4 protein-coding genes are annotated in these 4946 nt (G+C 71.4%); all 4 read left to right on the top strand.

What is annotated here, in order from left to right:
* A partial coding sequence (locus BDIM_RS10645) for a type II secretion system protein N (protein ID WP_155818720.1) occupies positions 1-529 on the top strand: 529 nt, incomplete at its 5' end.
* Entirely contained in the window at positions 526-2661 is a 2136-nt protein-coding gene (gspD, locus tag BDIM_RS10640) for a type II secretion system secretin GspD (protein WP_040345765.1), read from the top strand. The genes BDIM_RS10645 and gspD, both read left to right, overlap by 4 nt.
* Entirely contained in the window at positions 2658-4151 is a 1494-nt protein-coding gene (gene gspE, locus BDIM_RS10635) for a type II secretion system ATPase GspE (RefSeq protein WP_003165598.1), read from the top strand. Before gspD ends, gspE begins: the two co-directional genes overlap by 4 nt.
* On the top strand, positions 4151-4946 hold a 796-nt coding region (locus BDIM_RS10630), incomplete at its 3' end, for a type II secretion system F family protein (RefSeq protein WP_040345763.1). The genes gspE and BDIM_RS10630, both read left to right, overlap by 1 nt.

Here is a 4946-nt window from a genome sequence, read left to right as displayed (position 1 = left end):
CGCGGGCGGCGGCTCGGCCATCATCGGCCTGTCGGACGGACGCCAGGTCTCGGTCGGTGCGGGCGAGGAGGTGGAGCCGGGGCTGACCCTGAGCGCCGTCGCCCCCGACCACGTCATGCTGTCGCGCGGCGGCGCGCCGTTCCGTCTCGATTTTCCCGACATGACGTCCGGCGCAGCCTCTGTTGCGCCCGCGACGACGGCGCAACCCGCCGTCTCTGCGCCTGAACCGGCCCCGGCTGAAGGCGTGGTGGTCGATCCTCAACGTCTGATCGCCCAGGCGGGGCTGCGGCCGCGCATCCAGGGCCTGGGGATCAAGGGGCTGACCGTTTCCGCCTCGGGCGATGGGGGCGAGCTGCGAAATGCCGGTCTGCGCTCAGGCGATGTCATCCTGTCGGTCAACGGCACGGCCCTGAACAGCCCGCAGGCGCTCGCCGCCCTGCGCGGCCAGTTGGCCGACGCTCCCTCGGCCCAGATCCAGTTCGAGCGCGACGGTCAGGTCCGCTCCACCACCGTAAGGACGCGCCCATGAAGGCCCCCAGTCGTCGCTCTGGAAGCCGCTCTCTGTTGACCGGCGTTCTGGCCGCTGTTCTGGCGGTCCAGCCGCTGGCCGCCGCGCCGGTGATGGCGCAGGAGGCGCGCCAGACGCTGAACGTCCAGAACGCCGACATCCGCGCCTTCGTGCAGGATGTGGCGCGCACGACGGGGCGAACCTTCATCGTCGATCCGGCGGTGACGGGCACGGTGACGGTGTCCAGCCCGCGCCCCCTGACCCGCGCCCAACTGTTCGAGGTCTTCCTGTCGACGTTGCGGGCCAATGGTCTGGTGGTGACGCCGACGTCGTCGGGCGCCTATCGCATCAGTCCGGCGCAGGGCGCGGCGCAGGGCCCGGCCACCGTCGGCGCCGAGCGGTTCTCGACCGAGGTCTTCACCCTTCGCCACATCGACGCCGCCTCGGCAGCCGAGACGATCCGGCCTCTGGTCGGGGCGCAAGGGCAGGTGCTGGCCAACCCCGGCGCCAACAGCGTGGTGGTGGCCGACTTCGCCGACAACCTGTCGCGCATCCGGGCGCTGGTTGGCCGCATCGACGTGGACCGTTCGGCCTATGAGGTGGTGGCGCTGGAGAACGCCTCGGCGCGTGAGATCGCGGGCGTGCTGCAACAGGTGACGGGCGGTCCCGGCGGGCCGGGACTGGTGACGATCACCCCGGTCGAAAGCTCCAATGCGCTGGTGCTGCGCGGGGACGGGCAGGCGCTGTCGCGCGTGCGCGGCCTGATCGCCGATCTGGACGGGCGGGCGCGGGCCAGTCAGGACATCAACGTCGTCTTTCTGGAGCACGCCGACGCCGAGCAGCTTCTGCCGGTCCTGCAACAGATCGTGGGGCAGCCTGCGGATGCGGCGGCGACGTCTTCGCCGCGCCTGCGCACGGCCCGCGCGGGGGCGACCAATACGACCAGCGGCATGGGGCAGGGCGGGCTGACCACGACGGGCGAGGCCGACAGCGGGCCGATCGGCTCGACCACCGTGACCGCCACCGGCCAGCGCGCCACCATCGCCCGTTTCCCCGGCGCCAACGCCCTGGTCATCTCCGGCCCGGCGGACCTGCAACGCACCCTGACCGAGGTGATCCGCCAGCTGGACGTGCGCCGCCAGCAGGTGCTGATCGAGGCCATCGTCGTCGAGCTGAGCGACAAGGCCGTGCGCGATTTGGGCGTGCAGTGGCTGATGGCGGGCGAGCAGGGCGTCGGCCTGACCAACTATTCCGACCGCGCGGCGCCGCTGGTTCCCATCGCGGGCGGGGCGGCGGCGGGTCAGCTCGACAAGGACGATCCCCTGCGCGAGCGGTTGCAAAACCTGGCGCTGAACAGCCTGCTGGGCGCCAACGGTTTCGTCGGCGGCGCGGGCGGCAAGTGGGGCGACGGCCTGTTCGGCTTCATCATCAATGCGGCCAAGACGGACGCGGGCTCCAACCTGCTGCAGACCCCGTCGATCATGACGCTGGACAATGAAGAGGCCACTTTCCTGGTCGGGCAGGAGGTGCCGATCACCACTGGCCAGACCATTCTGGACGGCAACTCCAACCCCTTCACCACGACCGAGCGCAAGGACATCGGGGTGCGCCTGACGGTGCGGCCCCAGATCAACGCCGGCGGCTCCATCACCCTGACGCTGCGGCAGGAGGTGTCGAGCATCAACGGCCTGCTGACCAGCGGCGCCAACGACCTGATCCTGGACAAGCGCGAGCTGGAGACGACGCTGGTCGTCGATGACGGCGACATCGCCGTGGCGGGCGGCCTGCTGGATCAGAACGACGGGCTGGAGACCAGCAAGGTTCCCGGCCTAGGCGACATTCCGGGCGTCGGCGTCCTGTTCCGCTCGACCAGCCGCGAGCGGGGGCGGACCAATCTCATGGTCTTCCTGCGCCCGACCATATTGCGCACCACGGCGGACGCACAGGGGCTGGCGGCGGATCGCTGGGGCTATATGCGCGGCGAGCAGCAGCGGGTTCACCCGGATCGCGAGCCCAGCCTGGACGCCCTGCTGCGCGACTATATGCAGGCCCAGCCGCCTGCGGCTCCGGCAGCGGGCGAGCCGCTGGTCATCGCGCCCGTGGCGCCGGTCGTGGCGCAACCTCTGCCGCCGGTATCGGGAGCCGCCCGGTGATCACCGTCGTCGATCCGCGCCTGCCGTATGGCTTCGCCAAGACCCACGGCGTCCTGCTGCTGGCGGCGGGCGAGGTGATGGTGGTCGGGGTGCGCGAGGGCGCCGACCCTCTGGCCCTGGTCGAGGCGCGTCGCGTGCTGGGCCGGCCGCTGGAGGCGACGCCGCTGAGCGCCGCCGCCTTCGACCGCAAGCTGTCGGAAGTCTATGCGGGCGAGCAACTGACTGCGGCTGACGGCGACGACCTGTCCCTGCCTGTGGGCCTCGACAGTCTGGTGGACGACATTCCGGCGGCGGCGGACCTGCTGGACGCCACGGACGACGCGCCGGTCATCCGCCTGATCAACGGCGTCATCGCCGAGGCCGCCCGCATCGGCGCCTCGGACGTGCATCTGGAAAGCTATGAGACGCGGCTGCTGGTGAGGATGCGGGTGGACGGGGTGCTGCGCGAGGCGCTGAGCCTGAACCCGCGCGTTGCGCCCCTGTTGGTGTCGCGCATCAAGGTCATGGCGCGGCTCGACATTGCCGAGAAGCGCAAGCCCCAGGACGGGCGCATCCCCCTGACGCTGGGCGGCAAGTCGCTGGACGTGCGCGTCTCGACCCTGCCGTCGCGGGCGGGCGAGCGGGTGGTGCTGCGCATTCTGGACAAGGATCAGGCCGGGCTGACGCTGGACCGGCTGGGCATGGACCCGGCCGCGCTGGAGGCTTTCCGCCACGCGCTGGCCGAGCCGAACGGCATCATCCTCGTCACCGGGCCGACCGGCTCGGGCAAGACGACCAGCCTCTACGCCGGGCTGTCGCTGTTGAACGACGGCTCGCGCAACATCCTGACGGTCGAAGACCCGGTCGAATACGCCATGGAGGGCGTCGGCCAGACGCAGGTGAACCCCAAGGTCGGCATGACCTTCGCCGCCGGTCTGCGCGCCATCCTGCGTCAGGATCCGGACGTGGTCATGGTCGGCGAAATCCGCGACACGGAGACGGCGGCCATCGCCGTCCAGGCGTCGCTGACCGGCCATCTGGTGCTGTCGACGGTTCACACCAATGACGCGGCCGGGGCGGTGACGCGCCTGCGCGACATGGGGGTGGAGCCCTTCCTGTTGGCCTCGACCCTGCGGCTGGTGGTGGCGCAACGGCTGGTGCGGCGCCTGTGCCCGCACTGCCGGATCGAGGAGACGGCGGACAGGGCGACGGCGCGGCTGATCGGCGCCGATGAAGGCGCGCGCGTCTGGCGGCCGCACGGCTGCGCCGACTGCGGCTCGACCGGCTATGTCGGGCGCATCGGCCTTTATGAAACGCTGACGGTGGACGAGAAGGTGCGTCGCCTGATCGCCTCGGGCGCCGACGAGGACGCGGTGTTCGACGCCGCCTTCGCGCGCGGCGGGACGCTGGCCGACCGGGCGCGGACGCTGGTGCTGGAGGGCGTCACCTCGGTCGAGGAGGCCCTGCGCGTGGCGCGTCAGGAAACCGCCGCCGAAGAGGTCGCGGCCTGATGGCGGCCTTTGACTACATCGCCGCCGACGCCGCCGGGCGGACGGTCAGCGGCTCCGTGACCGCCGCCGACGAGGCCGCCGCGCGCAAGGCGCTGGCGAAACGACAGCTGGCGCCCTTGCAACTGTCGCCGGGTCGTTCGGGCGCGATCGCTGCGACGACATCCGGCAAGGCCGGGCGGTTGTCGCCCAAGGCGCTGGCGCTGACGACGCGGCAGTTGGCGACGTTGATTTCGGTCTCTCCGCTGGAGGAGGCGCTGCGCAATCTGATGCTTCAGGCGGACCGGCCCAACGTGCGCCGCGTGCTGGAAGGCGTCCACGCCGGGGTGATCGAAGGGCGACGCCTGTCCGACGCCATGGGCCAGCAGGGCGCGGCCTTTCCGCCGCTGTATCGCGCCATGACGGCGGCGGGCGAGCAGTCGGGCGCGCTGCAGCCCATCCTCGAACGCCTGGCCGACGGGCTGGAGCGGGACGAGGTCGTGCGCGGCAAGGTGCTGACGGCGCTGGTCTATCCGTGCGTGCTGGCGGTGGTGGCGCTGGGCGTGATCGTCGCCATGATGACCTATATCGTGCCCAAGGTGGTCGATCAGTTCGACAGCATGGGCCAGACCCTGCCGCTGCTGACGCGGCTGGTCATCGGCCTGTCGGACCTAATGCGCGACTGGGGTTGGCTGATGGCGCTGATCCTCGCCGCCCTGGTCGGCGCGGGCCTGATCGCACGGCGGCGCGAGGCGGTGCGGCTGAGGCTGGACGCTTGGGTGCTGCGGCTGCCGCTGGTCGGGCGGCTGACGCGCGACC

The organism is Brevundimonas diminuta ATCC 11568 (genome assembly GCF_000204035.1).
GTDB classification, from domain to species: Bacteria; Pseudomonadota; Alphaproteobacteria; order Caulobacterales; family Caulobacteraceae; genus Brevundimonas; species Brevundimonas diminuta.
Note: the sequence above shows the minus strand (reverse complement) of the source record. Positions and strands in the feature narration are given on the sequence as shown.